Source organism: Proteus sp. PR00224, from assembly GCF_016238105.1.
In the GTDB taxonomy this organism is placed as follows: Bacteria; Pseudomonadota; Gammaproteobacteria; order Enterobacterales; family Enterobacteriaceae; genus Proteus.
In genome coordinates, this window is record NZ_JAEHQU010000007.1 from 21,334 (window position 1) to 42,502 (window position 21,169).

The 21,169-nt window shown below is 38.2% G+C and carries 19 protein-coding genes; 3 read left to right on the forward strand and 16 right to left on the reverse strand.

Translation table 11 applies throughout. The features are described from left to right. Positions 1-59 precede the first annotated feature (59 nt). Both JEP71_RS12565 and metE read right to left on the reverse strand, forming a co-directional pair. A complete protein-coding gene (locus JEP71_RS12565) occupies positions 60-887 on the reverse strand; it encodes a hypothetical protein (RefSeq protein ID WP_198626328.1) in 828 nt (275 codons plus the stop codon). Positions 888-1,066: 179 nt separating this feature from the next. Next, on the reverse strand, positions 1,067-3,340 hold the full coding sequence (metE, locus tag JEP71_RS12570) for a 5-methyltetrahydropteroyltriglutamate--homocysteine S-methyltransferase (RefSeq protein ID WP_198620181.1): 2,274 nt from the start codon (positions 3,338-3,340) through the stop codon (positions 1,067-1,069). A gap of 106 nt (positions 3,341-3,446) precedes the next feature. Between metE and metR the strand changes: the two genes are divergently transcribed. Beyond that, positions 3,447-4,400 carry an HTH-type transcriptional regulator MetR gene (metR, locus tag JEP71_RS12575; protein WP_196533479.1) on the forward strand — a complete coding sequence of 318 codons (954 nt, stop codon included), beginning with the start codon at positions 3,447-3,449 and terminating at the stop codon, positions 4,398-4,400. Here metR and JEP71_RS12580 read toward each other — a convergent pair. From JEP71_RS12580 to JEP71_RS12605, 6 genes are all read right to left on the reverse strand, one after another. Continuing rightward, positions 4,315-5,187, reverse strand: coding sequence for a carboxylate/amino acid/amine transporter (locus tag JEP71_RS12580; protein ID WP_198626329.1), 873 nt, complete (start codon positions 5,185-5,187; stop codon positions 4,315-4,317). The two genes, metR and JEP71_RS12580, sit on opposite strands and share 86 nt — an antisense overlap. A gap of 2 nt (positions 5,188-5,189) precedes the next feature. Then, a complete protein-coding gene (locus JEP71_RS12585; protein WP_198620183.1) occupies positions 5,190-6,839 on the reverse strand; it encodes a Na+/H+ antiporter in 1,650 nt (549 codons plus the stop codon). A 400-nt stretch (positions 6,840-7,239) separates the two neighbouring features. Then, complete coding sequence (locus tag JEP71_RS12590; RefSeq protein ID WP_198626330.1) at positions 7,240-7,743, reverse strand: GNAT family N-acetyltransferase; 504 nt, start codon at positions 7,741-7,743, stop codon at positions 7,240-7,242. Between the two features lie 127 nt (positions 7,744-7,870). After that, complete coding sequence (locus JEP71_RS12595) at positions 7,871-9,217, reverse strand: NCS2 family permease (protein WP_099075192.1); 1,347 nt, start codon at positions 9,215-9,217, stop codon at positions 7,871-7,873. Between the two features lie 744 nt (positions 9,218-9,961). After that, on the reverse strand, positions 9,962-11,149 hold the full coding sequence (locus tag JEP71_RS12600; RefSeq protein ID WP_198626331.1) for an MFS transporter: 1,188 nt from the start codon (positions 11,147-11,149) through the stop codon (positions 9,962-9,964). Between the two features lie 200 nt (positions 11,150-11,349). Then, complete coding sequence (locus JEP71_RS12605) at positions 11,350-12,096, reverse strand: sulfite exporter TauE/SafE family protein (RefSeq protein WP_160229926.1); 747 nt, start codon at positions 12,094-12,096, stop codon at positions 11,350-11,352. 184 nt (positions 12,097-12,280) lie between these two features. Between JEP71_RS12605 and JEP71_RS12610 the strand changes: the two genes are divergently transcribed. Continuing rightward, positions 12,281-12,859: a helix-turn-helix domain-containing protein gene (locus JEP71_RS12610; RefSeq protein WP_151434082.1), complete on the forward strand. Its 579-nt coding sequence runs from the start codon at positions 12,281-12,283 to the stop codon at positions 12,857-12,859. Positions 12,860-12,952: 93 nt separating this feature from the next. Here JEP71_RS12610 and ilvN read toward each other — a convergent pair whose 3' ends face one another. Continuing rightward, positions 12,953-13,237, reverse strand: coding sequence for an acetolactate synthase small subunit (ilvN, locus tag JEP71_RS12615; RefSeq protein WP_109372615.1), 285 nt, complete (start codon positions 13,235-13,237; stop codon positions 12,953-12,955). Positions 13,238-13,240: 3 nt separating this feature from the next. Next, positions 13,241-14,935 carry an acetolactate synthase large subunit gene (ilvB, locus tag JEP71_RS12620; RefSeq protein ID WP_198620187.1) on the reverse strand — a complete coding sequence of 565 codons (1,695 nt, stop codon included), beginning with the start codon at positions 14,933-14,935 and terminating at the stop codon, positions 13,241-13,243. A gap of 90 nt (positions 14,936-15,025) precedes the next feature. On the opposite strand from ilvB, the gene JEP71_RS17765 reads away from it, so the two are divergent. Beyond that, on the forward strand, positions 15,026-15,193 hold the full coding sequence (locus JEP71_RS17765; protein WP_420902346.1) for a hypothetical protein: 168 nt from the start codon (positions 15,026-15,028) through the stop codon (positions 15,191-15,193). A gap of 190 nt (positions 15,194-15,383) precedes the next feature. Here JEP71_RS17765 and JEP71_RS12630 read toward each other — a convergent pair whose 3' ends face one another. The 6 genes from JEP71_RS12630 to JEP71_RS12655 form a co-directional block, all read right to left on the reverse strand. Beyond that, positions 15,384-16,895: a YfcC family protein gene (locus JEP71_RS12630; RefSeq protein ID WP_198620188.1), complete on the reverse strand. Its 1,512-nt coding sequence runs from the start codon at positions 16,893-16,895 to the stop codon at positions 15,384-15,386. 104 nt (positions 16,896-16,999) lie between these two features. Beyond that, positions 17,000-17,947, reverse strand: coding sequence for a carbamate kinase (gene arcC / locus JEP71_RS12635; protein ID WP_198626332.1), 948 nt, complete (start codon positions 17,945-17,947; stop codon positions 17,000-17,002). 15 nt (positions 17,948-17,962) lie between these two features. Continuing rightward, on the reverse strand, positions 17,963-18,955 hold the full coding sequence (gene argF / locus JEP71_RS12640) for an ornithine carbamoyltransferase (protein ID WP_109372620.1): 993 nt from the start codon (positions 18,953-18,955) through the stop codon (positions 17,963-17,965). A 136-nt stretch (positions 18,956-19,091) separates the two neighbouring features. Then, positions 19,092-19,193: a leader peptide SpeFL gene (gene speFL, locus JEP71_RS17770; RefSeq protein WP_109372621.1), complete on the reverse strand. Its 102-nt coding sequence runs from the start codon at positions 19,191-19,193 to the stop codon at positions 19,092-19,094. Positions 19,194-19,506: 313 nt separating this feature from the next. Continuing rightward, a complete protein-coding gene (locus tag JEP71_RS12650) occupies positions 19,507-20,295 on the reverse strand; it encodes a sulfite exporter TauE/SafE family protein (protein ID WP_109372622.1) in 789 nt (262 codons plus the stop codon). Continuing rightward, on the reverse strand, positions 20,295-21,146 hold the full coding sequence (locus JEP71_RS12655; protein ID WP_198626333.1) for a MurR/RpiR family transcriptional regulator: 852 nt from the start codon (positions 21,144-21,146) through the stop codon (positions 20,295-20,297). The genes JEP71_RS12650 and JEP71_RS12655 overlap by 1 nt, the downstream gene beginning before the upstream one ends. Positions 21,147-21,169 lie beyond the last annotated feature (23 nt).

Sequence of the window (21,169 nt, forward strand, 5' to 3'; positions counted from 1 at the left end):
TTCCCTTACATCCCATCCCATAAGAGAAAACGCATCACGTTCTTAATAATCAAATTTGATTACAGCAAACCTTCTTCAATCAACGCTTCATGAAAACGTTGTTTTTCTTCAGGTGTTGCCTGAATACGTTCTAAAGGTACATCCAAAGCATAAGGGATATTTTGTTGTGGTGAATAAACGGCTAATACGTAGGTATTTCCATTTTGCTCAATCACAATAGGCGGTGTTTTCTTATTCCCTAAATAAGCAATACGAATATCTTTACCCTCTAAATTAAGATGATAAGTTGCAATAAATTGCTTATTACTCACAACCATTTTTGCGGGAATGGCTATTAACTTTAAAGGTTGAGTGCCTACTGATAATAATGCTTTTTTTACTTTACTGATCAGTATTTGACGATAAATAAAAAAGATCACACTAAAACCAAACAAGCCGATAAAAATAATCGTACTCATTAAGCGAAGCCAAATATTATCTATCGCCACATCAACGGTCATTTTACTGAGATCATTTGCATCAGCGACGGGTTCAACTAACACATCTTTAGGGCCTAAATCTAAAAAAGTAAAATTACGCGAAACTTCATTGCCTTTATAACGTAAATCAACACTACAGTTAGTCAGAACAAAGAGTTGAGAACGACAAGAGCCATTCACCGTAGCATCAACAGGTACTGCATTCTCACTGATTTTATAATCATAAAGAATATTGGGAATTTGATAAGCACTAAATACAGTCATTGCTAACATGAAAATAACTAAGAATAAGGTGCGAAATAATCCACCGTCTCCTCTTAGTGGAACTAATTTCAAAGGTCGAGTTGGAAAAGCATCTAATACCTTATCCGAAAGTTTAATGCTAGTTTGCACAATAATTATATCCATAAAATTAAAGAGTTTTCGCAGTATAGCAACGATCAAGAATATCAATAATAAGATTTACTCTGGGTTTTAATGAATGCCTTTTTTTAATTTTATATAAAGTTAGCCTGCTATTTTGACTATGCGACTTATCTAAAGTGACAGTTCAAAAATAACAGGCTAATAAACAATTAATTCTTTTATTACGCGTTCTGACGCAAATATTTAGCCGCTTCAACCATATTCGCTAATGCTGCGCGTGTTTCAGGCCAGCCTCGTGTTTTTAATCCACAATCTGGATTTACCCATAAACGTTCTGCTGGAATTCGCGATTGCGCTTTTCTTAATAATCCAACGATCCATTCCACATTTGGCACATTAGGTGAATGAATGTCATAAACACCTGGTCCAATTTCATTTGGATAATCAAAGTGCTCAAAAGCTTCTAGTAATTCCATATCTGAACGTGATGTTTCGATTGTAATCACATCCGCATCCAGCGCTGCGATTGAATCCATGATGTCATTAAATTCGCAATAACACATATGGGTATGGATTTGTGTCTCATCATCAGCAATGGCGGCACTTAATTTAAAGGCATCGACTGCCCAATCAAGGTAAGCCTGCCACTCATTACGGCGCAGTGGTAATCCTTCACGTAATGCAGGCTCATCGATTTGAATAATACCAATACCTGCTTTTTGTAAATCATCCACTTCATCACGCAGTGCTAACGCGATCTGTTTTGCAATCGTTTCACGCGTCACATCTTCACGAGGGAAAGACCAACATAAAATTGTCACAGGGCCTGTTAACATGCCTTTGACTGGCTTTTCAGTTAACGACTGTGCGTAAGTTGCCCAATCCACGGTAATAGGGGCTGGGCGACTAATATCACCGATAATCACAGGTGGTTTTACACAACGTGAACCATAGCTTTGTACCCAGCCATTTTGCGTAAACACATAACCATCAAAATGCTCACCAAAATACTCCACCATGTCGTTACGTTCTGCTTCGCCATGAACTAATACATCAAGACCAAGGTTTTCTTGTTCGGATATTGCTTGCTTTATATGTTCGCTGATATTTGTGCGATAAGCTGCCGTATCGATACGCCCTTTCTTAAAATCTAAACGAACAGTACGAATTTCTGTTGTTTGTGGGAATGAGCCAATTGTGGTGGTTGGCCATAATGGCAAATTAAACCGAGTACGTTGTACTTCTGCGCGTTGGGTATAAGGTGAATTTCTTTCACTATCTTGCGCTTCAATTGCCTGTAAACGAGCTTCAACTGTTGCATTATGTACACGAGTCGAGTGTTGACGTTGACGAATTGGCGCACTGTACTGTGTCAGTTGTTCATCATATTCACCTTCTGGTGCATTCAATGCTTTAGCTAACAAAGCGACTTCTTCACATTTCTGAACAGCAAAAGCAAACCAGCTTTTTACTTCATCATCAAGTTTCGTCTCTGCATTTAAATCAATTGGGCTATGCAGTAATGAACATGAAGTTCCAATCCACAAAGGGCGTTTCCCTTTTAGCGCAATCACTTGCTGATAACGTGCACTTAAATCTGCTTTCCACACATTTCGACCATTAATCACACCTAATGACAGTACCCAATCTTTGGGTAATGCTTGGTGTAAGTGCTGCAAATCATCTTGCCCTGCTGAAATATCAACATGAAGCCCATTAACAGGTAAGTTTTTAATAATATCAAGATGATGAGAAATACCATCAAAATAGGTTGTCAGCAGTAATTTAACTTGTCCCGTTAATGCTTGATAAGCTGTTTGATAGGCATTTTGCCATTCAACAGGTAAATCCAGTACCAATGCAGGCTCATCAATTTGCACCCACTCAATACCTTTCTCTTTTAATGCAGAAATCACTTGTTGATAGATAGGTAAAATATCTTTTAGAAGCGTTAATCTATCAAATTCAGGGCCTTTTACTTTACCTAGCCACAAGTAAGTCACCGGACCAAGTAAAACAGGTTTTATTTTATGACCTAATGCTAATGCTTCATCGACTTCGTCTAATAGCTCTTTCCATGCAAAGGTAAATGATTGACCTTGCTGAAATTCAGGTACGATATAGTGGTAGTTGGTATTAAACCATTTCGTCATTTCAGATGCAGCCGCAGGTTTACCTGTTGGCGCTCTACCACGAGCGACCCTGAATAGAGTATCAAGATCGAGTGAGCCGTCTTCATTACGGTGACGAGGCGGTACATTACCTAACAGTAGGCTTGTCCCTAACACTTGGTCATACCAAGCAAAATCACCAACAGGTAATAATTCAACACCCGCATCTGCTTGTTGTTGCCAATGGCGAGCACGAAGCTCTTTACCCACTGCAACTAATTCTTCCTGTGAAATCTTACCTGCCCAATAATTTTCTTGTGCCTTTTTTAGCTCTCTATCTAAGCCAATACGAGGGAAGCCGAGTGTGTGATTGCGAATTGTCATAATTAAAATCCTATTTTTAGCCGTCTAGATGTTTACACATCCATAATCTACAGGTAGTGTATAAATCACAAGCGCAAATTTTTCATCAATAACTTGAAGGTTTCTCATGATAGAAATAAAACATTTAAAAACGATATTAGCCTTAAAGCACACAGGCTCTCTTGCTAACGCAGCAAATCAATTGCATCAAACGCAATCTGCTCTTTCACATCAATTTAGTGAATTAGAACATCGCCTTGGTTATCGAATTTTTGTGCGTAAAAGCCAGCCACTGCGCTTTACTTCACAAGGAGAAGTGCTCGTTAAATTAGCAGAAGAAGTATTGCCTATCGTTCGTAGAGCTATTGAAGCGTGTAATGAGCCAGGTAGTGTGAATTTAAATATAGCGATTGAATGCCATAGTTGTATTCAATGGTTAACCCCTGCATTACAACAATATCGCCAAACATGGCCTGAAGTGACTGTTGATTTTCATTCGGGTGTGACTTTTGATCCACAACCTGCGTTATTACAACGTGAATTAGATGTAGTACTGACATCAGATATCTTAGATGACTCTCGTTTACACTACACGCCGTTGTTTGACTATGAAGTCAAATTAGTTTTATCACCAGATCACCCTCTTGCTAATCGCTTGCATATTCAGCCACAAGACTTGATTGCAGAAACCTTATTTATTTATCCCGTTCAACGAGAGCGTTTTGATGTATGGCGTCATTTTCTACAACCCGCGGGTATTACGCCACATTTCAAACATGTCGATAATACATTACTGCTAATTCAAATGGTTGCAGCTGGCATGGGAATTGCGGCATTACCACACTGGGCGGTTGAGAATTTCGAAAAACAGGGATTAGTGGTGACAAAAACATTAGGTGAGGGATTATGGAGCCGGTTATATGCTGCCAACCGTAGTGGAGAGCAACATCAACCAGCGATCCGTGAGTTTATTCGCTTATCAGGCCAGCACGCTGTTAACAATCTTCCTTTTGTAAAACAGGTCGGCGTATCCAGCGTTGATGGATCCAAAGTGATGCAACAATCAGGCTCGCGCCTATGATGAAACTTGGCCAATTCGGATGTTGTTGCCAAATAGAGAAATTCACTAATAACCCTGCTGGAACCATCATGTTATTCATAATCGCTAAGGTTCCAGCATCAACTTGTGTGGCACCATAATTCCACATGAAATACCCTATTCCAGAAGCGCCAATTCCTAACCAGAGTAAAACACCCCACTGTAGTGATGTTGTTGGCATTTTCTGCCAATCGGCAAAACACAATGCGCCAACAAGTGCCACCGCAACAGCACCAAGATAAAACCAAGAAAAAGCATGATGTTGTGGAAGTGGATGAACTTCCATTAAGCGTTTATAACCAACCTGACCAATCGCAAAGAAAATATTCGCCAGTTGTACTAATAACAGGCCATACCAAAAATCATCACTTAAATGGTCATAGCGAATAATCGCCGCACCTAATACCGCTAATAATGAGCTAAAGACATAACCCCAACGTAATCTTTGACGTTCTAATAAATCATAAATTAACGTGACATAAAGCGGTGTTAATACGGTAAAAAGTAAAAATTCTGCGACGGTTAAATAGTTATAAGCGTGGAAGACAAACAGATACATAATCCCTAGTTGGCAAGCCCCCACAAGCATATAAAGCAAAATCACCTTAAAGCGGATCCCCTTCCAACGTAAGAAAGGTAAGAAGACCAAAGCGGCTAAAGAAACGCGGATCAGAACAGAGAGCCAGCTATCAACCTGACCGGCGAGATACTCACCGATCAGACTAAAAGAAGCAGCCCATAATAGTGTTGTAATAACCAATAACCACATAATTAACTGTCTTTCTCTACTAACAGTGCTTCCATTAAATCCAATTCATGTAGCAATAATTGGAGTGTTTCATTACTGATTTTTCGCGTTGCTCTTAGATGATAAAGCTCACCACGTTCAGCACGTAATGCCGTTAAACGAAAACGCCTTTCGAGATCTTCTTCTAACGCGTTATGAACCATTTCATCTTGTTCCGCAGTACGGCGTCTTAAATAACCCGTTACACGAGAAGCAACTTCATTAATTTCTTCTGCATCCAACTGCTCTTCAGTACTTGCAGCTAAGCGCTCTTCCATTTTATTCAGACTAACAATTGCCACTTCTGCCATCACTTTACGTGCGTAGCGAACTTCGTTTTTATCTGCTTCTTTGTCAGTTGCCTTCACGCCTTTTAATAGGAAAGGAAGTGAAATAATGCCTACTAAAATCGACAGTAAAATAACACCAGCAGCAATAAAGATTATTTGATAACGCCCAGGGAAAGTGCTGCCATCGGTTAAAAAGAGTGGAATAGAAAGCGCACCCGCCAATGTAATTGCACCACGAACACCTGCAAATGACGATAACCACAACTCACGCGTTGTGTAATTAGCGAAATCAAGTGGATGCTTTTTCATAAAGATCCGACTCATTTTCTTCATTAGCCATAACCACGTAAATCGCAGGATCAGCAGTGCAAAGTAGATAACAAAAACTGCTGCAAACAGCATCCAGACTTCAACTTCTGGGTCAAGATCGGCTTGAATAACAGAGCTTGTCCAGATAATAGGAAGCTGTAAGCCAAGCATGATAAAGACAAGACCGTTAAAGACAAATTCAAGCATTGACCACACGCTATCAGCACGTAAACGCATCGCAAGAGGTGCATTTCTGATAACGCCTGATTTACTGATAGTCATACCGGCAGCAACAGCCGCTAAAATGCCTGAAAAACCAATATGTTCCGCAATAAGATAAGAGGCAAAAGGTAGCAGCAACATAAAGACGATTTGTGTAGCAGGATCGTCGCCGCTCCAACGACTCATTAATCGCAGAGATTTACTGTAAACTAAGGTGACACCGATACCTGCCAGTAATCCGCCAACGGCGACTTTAAAGAATTCAAGGGTTGCACCACCAACAGTAAACACCATCGTTCCCATTGCCACAGCAACCGCAAATTTCAAGGCAACCAGACCTGAAGCATCGTTCATTAATGCTTCACCCTCTAAGATGCCCATAATTCGTTTTGGTATTCGCCCTTTACCAACAATAGAAGAGAGTGCGACCGCATCCGTTGGCGAAAGTACTGCCGCCAATGCAAATGCCGAAATCAGGGGAATACTTGGCATCATCCAATAAATCAGATAACCGATACCAACAACGGTCACCATGACTAAAACAAGCACAAGAATAAAAATCTCACGCCCATTCTGGATAAATTCTCGTGTCGGTGTTTTCCAACCATCAACAAAAAGTAAAGGCGGGATCAATAGAACGAGGAATAATTCAGGATCAAAAGTGACATGTAAACCAAACTGAGGCCATGCCAATAAAGCCCCTATCACAATCTGTATTAATGGTAACGGAACACGAAAGGGAATTAATTTTGTGATAACTCCCGAAACTGAAACCACCAGTATTAAAATCAAAATAGTAAAGAAAATTTCCATGTTACCCTTACATGCCTATTTTTATCCTGAAAACCTGACATCTTTCCCTTATAAAAGGAAAACCTACCGAACAATAAAGAAACATATTATGTAAAATTCGCGCATCATACATTTCTTTATCTATGCATCACTGCTTATTTTAAACAGATCCCACTCAGACTCTGTGAGAATATTTAAAAATTAAGACTAATCGTATCTAACACCGCACATTGTACGCTATTTATTGCTCTCTATTTATTAACGGCATTAATTATAGAAAGCATACGTTTTTATTCCTCTTTTTCAGTCTAAACAATGTAATAGACCGTATAAAAACGTAAAACATTAAGTAATTAAATAAAAAATAATAGATAAATGACAATAGCGATTAAATTTGAGAGCTAACTCGTAATGCTAATGATTATTCAATTGTTCTTAACATCGACATCATGACAACATCACAATATTTATCTTCTCTAAAAGCAGCTTTACGGCGTATACCTTCAACTTCAAAACCCAATTTCTTATACAGATGTAAGCCTCTTTCGTTGTCTGAATACACTTCTAATTCTAATCGAGTGGCTGCTAACCAATTGAAAGCATAATCAATTGCTGTATTGATAAGTAATTTACCAACGCCTTTTCCGGAATATTCAGCACCAACACCAAGACCAAAACTCACAATGTGGCGACGACGAGGATGATTATCGATTATCAGTGCTAAATGTCCCGCGACTTGGCCATCAATAGTTGCAACAAAATTAGGGATGTTTTGTTCTGAAAATTCAAGTAATCTTTTTTTCCACATCGTGACTGAAGGATAAGGAAATTGGCAAGTGCAAATATATAAATCAGGATGTGTATATAGTTGTTGAATTGCTGATGCGTCGTCAGGTTCACCATGGCGTATTTTTATTTCTTGCATATCTTCTACCAACTATTTAATTACTAGATTTAATTTCGACAATAGCGAATAAAAGTAGAGAAATAAATAGCAAAAAGGCGGAATAAAAATATATTCCGCCTTTTGTCTTTAAAACCGATTATTTAAATTAAATTGCCCACTCACCCGCATAAAATGCCACTAGAGCAATAGTAATTAATACTGTGCCAATATTGAGTTTACGCCATTCACCTGCAAATATACGGCCAATCACCAAACAGCCGAAACCTAACATAATACCTGTGACGATATTACAGGTTAAAACAATAAATACAGCACACACCATACCTGACATTGCATCAACAAAATCACTGAAATCTAACTTAGTGACGTTACCTAGCATCAATAAACCCACATACATTAACGCAGGTGCCGTTGCATAAGCAGGAACTAAATAAGAAAGAGGCGATAAGAAAAGGATCAGTAAAAATAAAATACCGACTACTGTTGCGGTTAATCCTGTTTTACCACCAGCCGCTGTTCCTGCGGCTGATTCAACATAAACCGCAGCCGGTGCAGCACCAATAACACCCGCAAAAATACTACTGACAGAGTCAGAAGTCAGCGCTTTTCCGCCATTAATAATTTGCCCGCGTTTATCTAATAAGTTTGCTTGACCTGCAACAGCGCGAATAGTCCCAGTGGCATCAAAAATGGCAGTCATCACTAACGCAAGAACACTCGGTAATACTAAAGGCTGTAAGGCACCTTTAATATCCATTGCAAACAATAAAGAAAGTCCATCTTCACCTAATTGAGGCATTTTAAAGATGCCTTGATATTTTACATTAGGATCAAAAATAAGGCCGATAATCGAAATAGCCACAATCACTAATAGCACGCCACCCGGCACTTTACGTTTTTCTAATCCGAAAATAGCGGCCAATCCAGCAAGTGACATCAGAACAGAAAATGATGTAAATTTACCCATTGCGACAGGCAAACCATCAAATGGGTTTTTAACCACTAATCCAACACTGTTTGCTGCGATTAAAAGCAGAAAAAGCCCAATCCCTATTCCTGCACCATGTGCGATACCAATTGGAATATTTTTTAAGATCCAAGTGCGAATGCCAGTTAATGAGAAAACGGTGAATAAACATCCCATTAAAAACACGGCACCTAATGCAACGGGCACAGAAATGTTTTGTCCCAAGACCAAGCTAAAAGCGGTAAATGCTGTTAATGAAATAGCACAACCAATTGCCATAGGAAGATTTGCCCACAATCCCATTAGAAGGGAGCCTAATCCCGCGACTAAACAGGTTGCAATAAAAACCGCTGTATGTGGAAAACCGGCTTGTCCTAACATACTAGGAACAACAATAACGGAATACACCATAGCCAGAAATGTCGTCAAACCAGCGATCATTTCTTTGCGAACAGTTGTGCCGCGTGCTGTAAGTTTAAAATAGCTATCCAGTTTACCTGTGCTTGCTGATTGATTAGCAGACATTACTTTCCTCTGACATAAAAACGGTTCACTCTCCAAAAAAAAGAAAACGATTACGTATCAATTAGAATAACCTCTTGTCGATGAAAAATCTTAAGAGGGAGTCAAAAGCAAACGTTTGGTTTTTCGTGTGGATTGAGTGAGAGAATTTGACGCAAACGATTATCTGGTGCTTTTAGGGTAAGAATCAAGCGAAAAAATACATTTTTAATAAAAATGTCATAAAAAGATAATTTAAGTTAGAAAAAAGAAAAAGAGGAAAGCAGCTACCGACTTTCCTCATCATTCTACTTTTGTACAATCATCTAATATCATGCTTATCTCACAGTAGAAAAACAGATTAATCAATTGTTTTTATTGAATTTATATTACACGATATGATAACTAGGTATATCTATCTATTATTAGTAACTTTAATAAGTTGCTTAGATAAATAATACCTCCCGTTCCCAATGTGTGGCGATTAATGATTTGCAGTATTCACTATTTTTATCTGAAGATAGTGTCATCTTCTACTTCTAACGTTAGATGAGTAAGCGCAGTTTTAGCAAATAATTTTCCGTTTTGCATAAGCATTTCTAGATTATTCTTAATAAATTTTAAAATAGTTACAACTACAAAAGATAATCATAATCATTTATAAAAAACAATAAGATAAATTTTTAATATTTAGAAATCGAGAAAAGAAAGGCTTCCTCTATCGCATTCGTTTGACCTTAAATGGAATACGATAGAGAAGAAATAATATTAAGATGAGCTACTATTGAGTGCTTCAACACCTAGGTTCCAACGTTCCATCGTTGAAACTAAGAATAAACCTGTCATAGCAACCAATAAAAATGGTAGTGAAGATGAAGAAATTTCTGACATCGCGCCAGCCAGCAAAGGCCCTGCTAAATTACCAATTCCCCATAACATCGCAGCTGACGCATTAGCAACCATCAGATCATTGCCTGAGAAATATTGCCCTATTTGTACCAACGCAATGGTGTATATCGCACCAGCTGTTGCACCCAACACCAGCAATAAAGGCCAAATCAAAAATGTATGGGACATAGTGATAGGTAATAATAAGCTTGCAAGTAAAGTCACTACACCACAAACTCGATATAACCGTGTTCTGTTCATATGATCAGCAAGCCAGCCAAATGGCATTTGCATAATGGCATCACCCGCTAAAATAGCGCTTATCATCATTGCGGCAATAGCTTCAGTGTGTCCCATACTTAGGCCATAAATAGGAAACATAGAAAGTACGGTGCCATCAAAAAAAGCAAAGAAAACAATACCACCACAGATTGCGGGTGCCACTTTAACAAAGCGGATAATAGAAAAATTAGGCTCTTGCGTATCTTTCGGTAATTTATCACCTGTTTTCTGATCCATCATTAAAAACAGGACAATAGAGATAATATGAATAAAGACACTAATTAAAATAGGTGTCTTATCTGCGACGCCATAAAGCGCAATAATTGAAGGCCCTAATAACTGGCTAATAGTAAATACCGTAGTATATACCGCTAAAATCCGCCCACGTTTATTATCTGGTGAAAGCTCATTAATCCACGTTTCACCTAAACAAATCATCACACCACTGGCAATCCCAGTGATTAATCGTAGAGGAAATAAAACCTCTAAAGGCAAGCTCCCCATTAAAGGTAATAAGCTTATTGCAGAAACAATGGTTGCTAATAGCATGGCAAAGCGTTTGCCTATCCATTGCACAATACGCCGAGCAAAAGGCGAAATAATTAACATCCCAATAGCGGGTGCAGCGGAAATAAGTCCAATGATAGATTCACTAATTCCCGCTAAATTAAGGCGCAGTGCAACCATAGGAATAGTTAATCCGATAACAATCCCGATAACGCCAATACTTACCGTGATAGTTGTTATCGCAAAAACTTCAGATTGGCGATAATTTTGATATGACATGTTATTTTGTTTCTGCGAATAACAGAAACCTCTGTAATAAAAGGAAGGTGGTTAAATAAAATATTGTTTTATTATAGGGGATAAGAAATAGATAAACATGCTTAAAAAGTAACATTAATCAGAGAAAGATCTTCGTTTGACTCACCAAGATCTTTGCCTTTCACAATATTCTCACTTCACCGTCATTTATCCTGCAACGCTTAAGAAAAATAACGATAAATAAGCACAGTACCTGATGCCAATACAATGGTATAAATCACACTCATAAATCGAGCTTTCGACATACGTAATGTTAAATTTCGCCCTAACCAAACTCCCGCAAACATAGCAGGCAAGAAAATGACAGCTAACTTAAGAATATCCAATTGCCAATAAATACCCGCAAATAAGAAAATCACCACTCGCGTTAGTGTGCTAAAGCCAATCAATGTCGTTTGTGTAATGCGAAACTTGTTTTTATCTGCAATTCTGCCTGATAAATAGATTGCATATAAAAAGCCACCACTACCAAACAATGCGCTAAATACACCACCAATTAACCCAAAAGGATAAACCAAGCGTTGAGAAAATTGGCTTTCTTGTTTTTTCCAAAACAAGGCATAAATGGCATAACAAGCGGCAAAGATACCTAAAAGAAGAGAAAGCAAATCAGGTCGTGTGGTTAATAAAATCGTCGCACCGACCAGACTACCAATAATAATCAGCGGAATAAGATAGCGTATCTCTTTAAAATCAGCCTGTTTGCCATCTCTTAAAACATTCACTATGGCAGCACTTAAATCGATTAATGCCAATAAAGGCACTATCATTGAAAGAGGTAAATAAAGTGCTAATACAGGGCCTGCAATTAACGCAGAGCCAAACCCAGCCATACCGAAAATAACATAAGCAAAGAATAAGGTAAGTAGGCAAATAAAAAGATCAGACCAACTGAGTAAGTCCATCATAATAAACCTTGAATAATTATCATTTAATGAAGAATATTAGCGTAATTATTAAAAATCGAACAGTGATCGTAAGACTATTCACAAAATACAGCAGAAACAGGATCTCATTTTTCCGAATACGGTTAATTAGTGTTATTATCTAATCGGAATAACTCTTTTAAACTAACGATATTTTGAATTGGCAATGAACCCACAACCTCCTAAAAAAACGAATGAATACCTTGGTAATAAAGTCAAACAATTAAGACAGTCTCGAAACTTGTCACTTAATGAGTTATCAAGAAAATCGGGAATATCCAAGGCTGCATTGTCAAAATTAGAATCGGGTGATTCTAATCCTAGAATCGATACCTTAGAGGCTATCGCAATAGCGCTTGGCTTTCCGTTAGGGGATTTATTTAGTTTCACACGAGAAGAATATCCTCGTTTAGAACGACATAAGCCTATCGTGGGTGATTATGCCCAAGAGTTTAAATTTCGTATTGGTATCGGCAATATTACTGAAATTTGGCATATCGAAATGAAGCATGGCGCGATCATCAATAGCCCAGCTCACGCAGATGGAACTCAAGAACACATCATGGTCTATTCGGGTAAATTAATGATGCGTTTTGACAATGATGAAACGGTCTTACTCGAAACAGGTGATTTTTACGCCTTTCATGGTAATACCCCTCACTCTTATATTTGTGTTGAAGGGCATTTGCGTGCATCCGTCATTATGTCTAGCCCCAATCAACAGCATTATCATCATCGTCCTTAGCTTTTTTATTTGTGATAAAAATATGGCTTTATTCCTATTAATTAAAAATACCGTAATTAAGAATAAAGCCACTGATAAAATAAAAATGACAAATTAACTTAGATAACTTTCCATTTGTTCAAAAACACGTAAATCGTCGCTGAATCTCACTTCTTTTACGTCTTCAAGCTTTTCTACCTGACTCACCATCTGCATTAGGCGATCATCTTTTTGCACTAATAGCCAAATACGGCTTTTATCGCTATTTTTCATCGGTAAACACAAAATACCATCAACGTTAAAGGCACGGCGAGCAAATAGCCCACAAATATGGGTCATAACACCGGGATGGTTGCGAACAATCAATTCCAGCGCGATAGGTTGTGATTGTTGTGACATAAATTAAGCTCCTATCATCTCAATATTTGCCGCCCCTGGCGGTACCATTGGAAATACTTTTTCATGAATATCAATCATGACATGAATTAAACACGGACCTGGTTTTTCAATTGCTGCTTTTAATGCACTCGCAGGATCCGCTTCCTGATTTAAGTCACAGGTGTCTAAACCAAAGCCTTGTGCAATACGAATAAAATCTGTTTGATAAGGGTAAGCCGCCGCATAAATACGCTCTTCAAAAAACAGCGTTTGTTGTTGGTGAACCAATCCCAATGCCTGATTATTTATCAAAATAATTTTGATATCTAATTGGTGTTCAGCCGCCGTAGCAAACTCTTGAATATTCATCATAATGCTACCATCCCCAGAGAAGCAGAGGATTTTCTTACTTGGCTCCGCTAATGCGGCACCAATCGCTGCTGGTAAACCAAATCCCATCGTGCCTAAACCGCCAGATGTTAACCATTGTCGAGGTCGATTTAACGGATACGCTTGTGCAACCCACATCTGATGTTGCCCAACGTCTGTTGTAATAATGGCATCATCATCAACACAATTTGCGGCCGCTAATACAATGCCATAACCACTCAGAATATTTTCAGAGTTTTTCATCTCCAATGGATATTCTTGTTTCAGTGTCGTAACACGCTCTATCCATTCATTACGCTTATTGGTATTAATCAATGGTAATAACAGTGATAACACTGATTTCGCATCAGCGTGGATTGCAATATCTGGGCGCTTGATTTTACTAATTTCAGCACGATCGATATCAACATGAATAATTTTGGCATTAGGGCAAAACTTCTCTGCTTTACCAATAGCACGATCGTCAAAGCGCGCACCTAATACAATCAACAAATCCGCTTCTTCTAAAATAAAATTGGTACTACGCGTCGCATGCATACCCAACATCCCCAAATACAGAGGGTGTGAAGGTGGCATTAATCCTAATCCCATTAAGGTCATCGTTGTTGGCAGATTATTTTTCTCTGCTAATTCAATCGCTTCTTTGCATGCTTCTGAGCTAATTATTCCACCGCCTAAATATAAAACTGGATTTTTAGCTTGGTTGATCATTTGCGCCGCTTGTATCACTAAATCAGTATTAAATGCGGGAACGGGATCTTTTTGTGGAATAGGTGGTAACGCTTCTAATGTAATTGTGGCTTGCTGAATATCCTTTGGTACATCAACCCAAACTGGGCCCGGTCTCCCTGACATAGCTAAACGAAACGCATCACAAATAATTTCGGGTAAATCAGCAATATCGCGCACTAAATAATTATGTTTAGTAATAGGAATAGACATGCCATAAGTATCAACTTCTTGGAAGGCATCTGTCCCAATCATTGCAGAAGATACCTGACCAGTAATACACACCAAAGGAATAGAATCCAATTTAGCATCTGCGATTGCAGTGACTAAATTCGTCGCCCCCGGCCCACTTGAGGCAATACAAACAGCAGGTTTGCCATTTGCTCTTGCAATACCTTGAGCGATAAAACCTGCGCCCTGTTCATGGCGAGTTAAGATATGGCGAATAGATTTGCTTTGGCTTAATGCGTCATACAAAGGCAACGCCGCACCACCGGGGATCCCTGCAATTGTCGTAATGCCTTGCCGTTCCAGTAAATAAACGATTAATTGTGCGCCAGTAAAGGTTCTACTTGTGGCGTTATCTTGTTGAGCACCCATTTTTCTCTGTCCTTTGTTCTAAGCCGGACTTTATGGGCGGTAGAAAAGAAAAACCCCGCCCGGTTAGTGCGCCGGCGGGGTTGCGAAACTGTGTTGATTCGGACCCGTTACGGCGCTTTGCCGACGACCACCACCACACGCACGACAACCACAGCCGCAATGTGCGCTGTTAGTCGTAGGCTTTGTAGTAGAGTAGTGATGATCATGGGTTACCTATCAATTAATTTAATGATGTGTTTACGTGTTATCTGTATTTAAAAAAACATAACTTCTACAAATTAACAACCTTTTTTTTCGGTTTATTTTTTATCACCGCCAAAAACGAGAGCTAGATCACTTCTAGTGAAAATCAAAAAATAACCCTGATTGCAGCATAAAAATCTAGATTAATTTCACATTACAGAATAACCAAAAATTCGTTTCTCAACGTAAACACATCGACTCAATTTTATAAAAAAGCAACTTGAACCAATAATAGTGTTGCCGAGAGTACAAACATAAATATCACCATCGGCATAATAAATTTAAGCCATTTATTATAGGAGATATCTAACATTTGCAATGTCGCTAACACCAGCCCAGTAGGCGCCAAGAACAACATAATATATTGTCCCCAGTTATATGCCGATACCACCATATAACGAGGAACACCAACTGCATCCGCTAATGGCGCCATGATTGGCATCGCTAAAACCGCAAGCCCTGAAGAAGACGGAACAATAAAACCTAAACAGATAAAGACAACGAGCTGTGCCAATAAGAATAAACTTGGTGGCATTCCTGCAACCATATGAGACATAAATTCAAGAATGGTATCAGCAATTTTACCTTGTTCCATCACAAGGTTAACACCACGCGCTAAACCAATAATTAATGAAACACCGACTAATTCCGATGCCCCGTGAATAAATCCATCAATGGCTGTTTTCTCTTTTAATCCAGAGAGAAAAATTATGATGATTGCGATAGCAAGGAAAAGAGCTGCCATTTGTGGAAACCACCAGCCCATGTCCATAACACCCCAAACCATAATAGGAAAAGCAGCAACAAATAAGCAGAGGATCACTTTACGACGCCACGAAAATTCTAATATCTCATTAGGATCGTAATTACTTAAAAAGCGCTGTTTAAAACTTTCGGCATTTTCATAGTTGTAAGAGAAAGTCGGATCTTTTTTGATCTTCTTGCAATACCAATATAAATAAACCAAAACCCCCATCGTACCAATCACCAACCCAATAGTACGAAAGCCGATCCCTTCAATAAAACTGATCCCCGAAGCATTTGATGCGATAACAACTGAGAAAGGATTTACAGTTGAGAACCCAGCCCCCATTGAAGAGGCAAGGAAAATAGCACCAACACACACAATAGCGTCATAACCCAAGATTAAGAATATGGGTACTAATATGGGATAGAAGGCAACGGCTTCTTCTTCAATCCCACAGCTTGTCCCGCCGATGGATAATATAATCGTGACCCCAAACACGACTAAAAACTCTTTGCCTTTGGTTCGATTCGCTAGTGCTGTTAAACCTGCATTGAATGCACCGGTTTTATTAACAACTCCAATAAGCCCCCCCAAGACAAGAATGAAAACAATAACATCAGCTCCCTCTATCGTGCCTTTCACCATACTTTCGGTAATATCCATAATCCCTTTGGGTTGCTGTGCTACGCGTTCATAGGTTCCAGGTATCGCTATCGGTTTTTTAATTGTCCCATCTGTAAATTTATTAATCTCAATAGAGACATTTAAATCATTTAATGTTGCCTGAGTTGCAGGTAACACTTCATGAGAACCATCTATTTTCGCAACCACTAATGATGGCCCCGCTGAGTTATAACTTAATCGCTGATATTCGCCAGCTGGAATTATCCACGTTAATCCAACCACAATTACTGTAATGGCAAATAAAATAGTAAATGCGGTCGGAAACGCAAACTTTTTAAGTTTCATAAGCGTCCTCGACTTAAATAAGAGGCTACTCTGCCAGTAGAAATAATATCTATCTGGCAGAGTCTATTATTAGAATTAAATGTAGAATAATGATAAGTATGATATTAATCAGAAATAATTGTTGTACCTGTTTTTCCTTCTAAAGCAGATAACGCATTCTCTAAAGAAGTAATAATAGCTTGTACACCTTTATCACTCTCTTTTAGAAAGTTAAGGCAAGCCTCAACTTTAGGTAGCATACTTCCTTTAGCAAATTGCCCTTGGGAAATATATTTCTGCGCTTGAGAAAGCGTTAATTTATCTAAATTCATTTGATCTGGTTTATTAAAATTAATAGCAACTTTATCAACAGCCGTTAATATTAATAAAATGTCTGCTTTTAATTCTACGGCTAATTTTGAGCTAGAATTATCTTTATCAATAACAGCATCAATACCTTCTAATAAATCCCCTTTCCGAATAACAGGAATACCACCGCCACCAACAGTAATCACCACAATATTACGTTCAACCAACTGTTTAATAATCGGCGATTCTACAATTTCTAACGGCTTAGGTGATGGGATCACTCGACGATATCCACGTCCAGCATCTTCCATAAAGTGAAAACCGTGCTCTTTTTGAATAACCTCAGCTTGCTGTTGAGTATAAAAAGCACCAATCGGTTTTGTCGGTGATAAAAAAGCAGGGTCGTTTTTATCAACAACCACTTGGGTCACAATGGTGGCACAACCATGATTTTTATTCAGATCTCTCGCACATAATTCGTCATTAATAGCCTGTTGTAGATGATAACCAATATAACCTTGGCTCATGGCACCACATTCAGCAAATGGCATATAAGGCGTGCCGATGTTCTGTTGCGATGCATAATCCATAGCTAAGTTAATCATCCCAACTTGTGGGCCATTACCATGACCAATAATGACTTGGTAACCCTTCTCAACCAAATCCACAATGGGCTTTGCGGTTTTTCGGACTATCTGCTTTTGCTCTAGTGGCGTACTGCCCAATGCATTTCCCCCTAAAGCAATAAATACCTTCTTAGGCATTGTTAACTCCTTGCTTTAGCTTAAAGTCGCGAACATAACGGCTTTAATGGTATGCATACGGTTTTCAGCCTGATCGAAAACTTTTGATTGGCGTGACTCAAAAACTTCGTCTGCCACTTCCATTTCACTCAAACCAAACTTCTGATAAATATCTTCACCAATGAGCGTTAGACGATCATGGAATGAAGGTAAACAGTGTAAGAAAATCGCATGAGGATTTGCCATTTTCATCATAGATTCATTGACTTGATAAGCTTTCAGTAAGCGAATGCGCTCATCCCAAACACTATCTGGCTCTCCCATTGAAACCCAAATATCGGTATAGAGAACATCAGCCTCTTTTGCCCCTTTCTCGATATCTTCTGTTAATGTGATAGAGCCTTCGTTTTCAGCCGCGATTGCACGACACTCCTTCACAAGTTGCTCTTCTGGCATTAAAGATGCTGGGCCACATGCTGTAAAATGTAAGCCTAATTTGGCACAGACCACCATTAAAGAGTTAGCAACGTTATTACGCGCATCACCAAAGAAAGTCAGCTTAAGCCCTTTTAAATGACCAAAATTTTCTTCAACTGTTAGCATATCCGCCAACATCTGAGTTGGATGGAATTTATCGGTAAGACCATTCCATACTGGCACACCTGATTTTGCCGCAAGTTCTTCAACTAATGACTGATCAAAACCACGATATTCAATACCATCATAGAAACGCCCTAATACACGTGCAGTATCTTCAATAGACTCTTTTTTACCCATTTGTGATGAGCCTGGATCAAGATAAGTCACTCCCATTCCTAAATCGTAACCTGCCACTTCAAAAGCACAACGTGTACGTGTTGAGGTTTTTTCAAATAATAAAACGATATTTTTACCTTCCAAAGAGCGGTGAGGAATACCTGCCATTTTTAATGATTTAAAATGTTTAGAAAGATTTAATAAATATTGAATTTCAGCTGATGAAAAGTCGAGTAATTTTAAAAAACTTCTACCTTTAATATTAATAGACATAATAATCCTATCTCCTAATTATTTTGATAATAATAGAGTTAAAAAATGATTCATTATTTATGAAAAATAGATGTCTCCCCAATAACACACGTTATTAGGAAATATGCTTTATATTTTCAGCATGTAAAAAGAGGGCTTACCCGTTAAAAACGGAGAAATGGAAACACTGACGTTGTTTATACATCATAATGTGGGCAATACGTCTAATATGAGGCGTTTTCCTATTATTATTTTCCATAATACTAGTACCTTCACTTATAGGTATTAAATGAGGGTTACAGTGAAACATATAGGAATTAACTTTAATGTGATTATCATCTCAATTATCTATTTATGATAAAAACCATATATCAGTAAAAATAAATCATCAAGAATACATTCCATTAACACACAAATAAAAAATGGATAATCGCTTCTATATTAAGAATGACCTCAATTAAATTAATAAGATAATCAAGAAATAACCAATAAAAATTTATTTTTATTTAGCTATTATTTAGCTATTTTTTTTATATCACTTTTATAATTAACATTAATGATACATTTAAATACTAAAATAATTTAGCTAGCATCATCACCGCACTACAAATAATTAAAATCAGCGTTGCATACTGAAATATTCTGTCAGGCATTCTGATCAACAGCCACTTAGACAGCGGAATAGAGATTAGCGAGCCTAAAAATAACAAAAGTGCCAAATGAATATCCGTATGCCCATCTTGCATATAGGCTAGTGCTGAAGATCCCGATAACAATGTTGTGGTAAATATAGAAGTGCCAATAGCTTGCTTAATAGAAAGGTTCGCGTAGCGTAGCAATAACGGTAACACAACCACACCACCACCCACCCCTGTTGCCCCTAAAACAACACCTGCTGCGATCGCAGGAAGTAATAGCGCTTTTATATTTAAAGGAGCTAACGCTGTATTTTCAACCACAACGGGAGGTAATGAGAAAAACATTCTCTGTACAAAGAGAAATAGAGAAAAAACAATAGCACTAACAACAAGCGCATTAATTCCCCATTCAACTTGTTGCTGATACTGCGCTAACGAACCTAAATAATTAACCAAAACACTGGCTAAAAAGGTACTTGGTAGCATTATTCCTAAGACAATCATCGCTCTTTTAAAAGGAATATTTCCAAGGCGAAAATGCATATAAGACGAAGTAACTTTCATCAACATGGATAATAAATTCGCTGTTGCAACTGCCATTAACGCATTCATACCAAAGAAATAGGTCAATACAGGTAAAACAATAACACCGCCGCCCACACCCGTCGTACTTATAATTAAACCAATAGCCGCACCCACCGCTAATGTGGTGATAAGTAACATTATTGATTTCCTTGCATAACAGCTTCTCGCCCTTTTAATAATGCTTTTTCTGCTGACTCACTCGCTAATGTCATATATTTAAAAAACAGCACATCAAAAGCCACCATTTGTAAAACTTGTGGCGTAATCACGCCTAATTGAGAGTGTTGTTCATCATAAAAATAAGGCAATGTATAATCAGATAATCGAGTTGCTTCATCTTGTCCGAAACGCGTTAATGCCACAGTTAAACAACCTTCATTTTTTGCTGATTTCAGCATCCGATTAATATCTGTCGTATTTCCTCTAGCGGTAACAGCAATGGCAATATCATCAGTAGATAAATTAGCGGAATAAGCCAATTGAGCATGAAGATCAGGACTAAATAAGGTGTTTTTATTTACACGAATTAATTTATGAAAAATATCGCTCGCCACAACGGCGGATGCGCCAATACCAAACAATACAATGCGTTTTGCTAATACCATTTTTTCAGCTAATAGATCTATGGTATTAGGATCTAACAACGCTAATGAATCTTGAATAGCACTGGTAAACAGATGCCCTGTTTTGGAAATAATTAATTCTGTCGGGTCTGTTTTCGCGAGATTGCCATAGAGAATATCGCCACTGCTTTTTTGTTGCTTTTCTTCTGAAAGGTAATCAATTTTAAATTCAGGATAACCGCGATACCCCATTTGACGAGAGAAACGAATAACAGAAGCACTACTTACACCTGCTTTAAGTGCCAGATCAGCCGCATTCATACTGGCAATATTCTCACTATTCTCTAATAAATAATGAGCAATACGTTGTTCTGTGCCTTTGCCTTGTATTAGCAAACTTTCAAGCTTTTTGGTCAGTGTCGACATTCTGTTATCCTTTTTATTTCTGA

Bases quoted from the DNA above. Each gene is read 5' to 3' on its own strand.
- JEP71_RS12595 (WP_099075192.1), bottom strand. From the start codon at position 9,217: ATGTCTGCTAATCAATCAGCAAGCACAGGTAAACTGGATAGCTATTTT.
- ilvB (WP_198620187.1), bottom strand. From the start codon at position 14,935: ATGGGTGCTCAACAAGATAACGCCACAAGTAGAACCTTTACTGGCGCA.
- JEP71_RS12630 (WP_198620188.1), bottom strand. From the start codon at position 16,895: ATGAAACTTAAAAAGTTTGCGTTTCCGACCGCATTTACTATTTTATTT.
- ilvN (WP_109372615.1), bottom strand. From the start codon at position 13,237: ATGTCACAACAATCACAACCTATCGCGCTGGAATTGATTGTTCGCAAC.
- arcC (WP_198626332.1), bottom strand. From the start codon at position 17,947: ATGCCTAAGAAGGTATTTATTGCTTTAGGGGGAAATGCATTGGGCAGT.
- JEP71_RS12590 (WP_198626330.1), bottom strand. From the start codon at position 7,743: ATGCAAGAAATAAAAATACGCCATGGTGAACCTGACGACGCATCAGCA.
- metR (WP_196533479.1), top strand. From the start codon at position 3,447: ATGATAGAAATAAAACATTTAAAAACGATATTAGCCTTAAAGCACACA.
- JEP71_RS12650 (WP_109372622.1), bottom strand. From the start codon at position 20,295: ATGTTACTTATCACCACATTAGCGGTGGGTGCGGCTATTGGTTTAATT.
- metE (WP_198620181.1), bottom strand. From the start codon at position 3,340: ATGACAATTCGCAATCACACACTCGGCTTCCCTCGTATTGGCTTAGAT.
- JEP71_RS12655 (WP_198626333.1), bottom strand. From the start codon at position 21,146: ATGTCGACACTGACCAAAAAGCTTGAAAGTTTGCTAATACAAGGCAAA.
- JEP71_RS12580 (WP_198626329.1), bottom strand. From the start codon at position 5,187: ATGTGGTTATTGGTTATTACAACACTATTATGGGCTGCTTCTTTTAGT.
- JEP71_RS12585 (WP_198620183.1), bottom strand. From the start codon at position 6,839: ATGGAAATTTTCTTTACTATTTTGATTTTAATACTGGTGGTTTCAGTT.
- JEP71_RS12565 (WP_198626328.1), bottom strand. From the start codon at position 887: ATGGATATAATTATTGTGCAAACTAGCATTAAACTTTCGGATAAGGTA.
- JEP71_RS12605 (WP_160229926.1), bottom strand. From the start codon at position 12,096: ATGATGGACTTACTCAGTTGGTCTGATCTTTTTATTTGCCTACTTACC.
- speFL (WP_109372621.1), bottom strand. From the start codon at position 19,193: ATGGAAAATAATAATAGGAAAACGCCTCATATTAGACGTATTGCCCAC.
- JEP71_RS12610 (WP_151434082.1), top strand. From the start codon at position 12,281: ATGAACCCACAACCTCCTAAAAAAACGAATGAATACCTTGGTAATAAA.
- JEP71_RS12600 (WP_198626331.1), bottom strand. From the start codon at position 11,149: ATGTCATATCAAAATTATCGCCAATCTGAAGTTTTTGCGATAACAACT.
- argF (WP_109372620.1), bottom strand. From the start codon at position 18,955: ATGTCTATTAATATTAAAGGTAGAAGTTTTTTAAAATTACTCGACTTT.